This window comes from Mesorhizobium sp. M0701, assembly GCF_040320365.1.
Classification (GTDB): Bacteria; Pseudomonadota; Alphaproteobacteria; order Rhizobiales; family Rhizobiaceae; genus Mesorhizobium.
In genome coordinates this window covers 1-1619 of the sequence record NZ_JAMYPO010000107.1, presented here as the reverse complement: position 1 = coordinate 1619, position 1619 = coordinate 1, and the positions used below count along the sequence as shown (strand labels likewise).

The following is a 1619-nucleotide window of genomic DNA, read 5'->3' as shown; positions in this document are numbered from 1 at the left end:
CCATTCGTCGATGAGGTCGAGCAGCCGTGCCATCTTGAGATCGGAAAGCGCGCACATGTTGCGCAACGACCCCGCAAACTGGGCCTTGCCGTCTTCGGTGATGCCGGCAAGACGACCGATGAGCCGGACGCCGAGGTCGTTGAGCGCATTGAGGTCGAGGGTGATGCGGTCGGGCGTGCCGGCAAGCTGTAGCGAAGGAACCCGTCGCGCCCGCCTGATGTCGTCCACCTCGTCGTAACGCTCGTCGAGCACGCCGGCGGCGTCCATCCACCATTCCAGGTCCTTGCCGCGATAGACGCGGGGCGCCCGGATGTGCTCGCCCACCGACAGGGTCACTTGACGCCCCGAACGCTGCAGCTCCTGTGCGATCTGGGTGCCGCTCGACGACGCGCCCACCACCATCACACCACCGTCGGCGACCTGACCCGGATTGCGGTAGGACTGTGCCGTCAGCATGGCGACCGACGGCGGCACGCGGCTGGCGACGTCGGGCAGGCGCGCGATGTTGCACGCGCCCGACGCCAGCACGACGGTCCGACACCGCCACTCGCCGCGGTCAGTGCGCACAAGATATCCCGCCCCGTCGCTGCGAACCGAGGTAACGGTCGAGTGGGTTCTGACCGGAGCCGAGATCGCCTTGGCATAGTTCCCGAGGAAGTCGATCACCTCAGGCATCGTCCGGTAGCCGTCGGGATCGTCGCCGTCATAGCGGAAGCCCGGCAGCCGGCTCTGCCAGTTCGGGGTGAGCAGCCGCAGTGAATCCCATCGCTCGGTGCGCCAGGTATGGGCGATCTCGCCGCGCTCCAGCAGCACATGGTCGATAGAGCGCTCCGCGAGGCAGCGGCTCATCGCGAGCCCCGCGTGCCCCGCGCCGACGATCACTGTGGTGACGGAACTAATCGCACCCTCTCATCAGGAGAGTCTACGGTTCGAAGCGCCTTTCAATTCACCACGACCGTGACGTTCGTCGGATTGGTGACAATGTCATAGACCGCCGACCGCTTCTGCGACTGAGCGACGATAGCCTCGATGTCCTCGCGCTTGGCGTCGGCGTCGATGTTGTATTTCACCGTGATGCCGCTGAAGCCGTTGCGCACGTCGCTGTCGATGCCGAGTATTCCGGCGAGATCCATGTCGCCTTCGATGGTCGCCTTCACCGACTTCAACTGGATGTTGCGGTTCTGGGCAACCGCGGCGATGCCGGCGGTCAGGCAACTCGCCAGTCCGACCAGCACGTATTCGACGGGCGTGGCGCCCTTGTCCTGGGAAGCGAAGACCTCCGGATGGTCTGCGTCGAATGTGAAGGTGGTCTTGCGATGCTGATCCTCGCCGAGACCGTAGAAGCTCTCGACCGACGAGTGGCTGTGGGTGCCATCCTTCCATTCGCAGGCCGCGCGCCACTTGAACTGCGCTGCCTCCGGGGCGTTGGTAAGCGCTTCGCGTGCGCCGAGCAGCGCCTCTACGTTAACGCCGTTGTTTGCCTGTACTTCGGAAGCCATAATTATTATCCTCCCTACCTTGCACTGGCTCAAAAACCCGACCGATCTCACTGACCTCCCGATCAGATTTCACCATGGCGCGGCATGCTATGGGCCGCGAAGCCTTTCTTCAAGTTGTTT

2 protein-coding genes are annotated in these 1619 nt (G+C 63.9%); both read right to left on the bottom strand.

Features of this window, described 5'->3' with window-relative positions; all coding sequences use genetic code 11:
- A partial coding sequence (locus NKI24_RS35700) for an NAD(P)-binding domain-containing protein (RefSeq protein WP_352750870.1) occupies nt 1–882 on the bottom strand: 882 nt, incomplete at its 3' end.
- Nucleotides 883–941: 59 nt separating this feature from the next.
- The gene (locus NKI24_RS35695) at nt 942–1499 is read right to left on the bottom strand and encodes an OsmC family protein (RefSeq protein ID WP_023679231.1); all 558 of its coding nucleotides are present in this window, start codon (nt 1497–1499) and stop codon (nt 942–944) included.
- Nucleotides 1500–1619 lie beyond the last annotated feature (120 nt).

Bases quoted from the DNA above. Each gene is read 5' to 3' on its own strand.
- NKI24_RS35695 (WP_023679231.1), bottom strand. From the start codon at position 1,499: ATGGCTTCCGAAGTACAGGCAAACAACGGCGTTAACGTAGAGGCGCTG.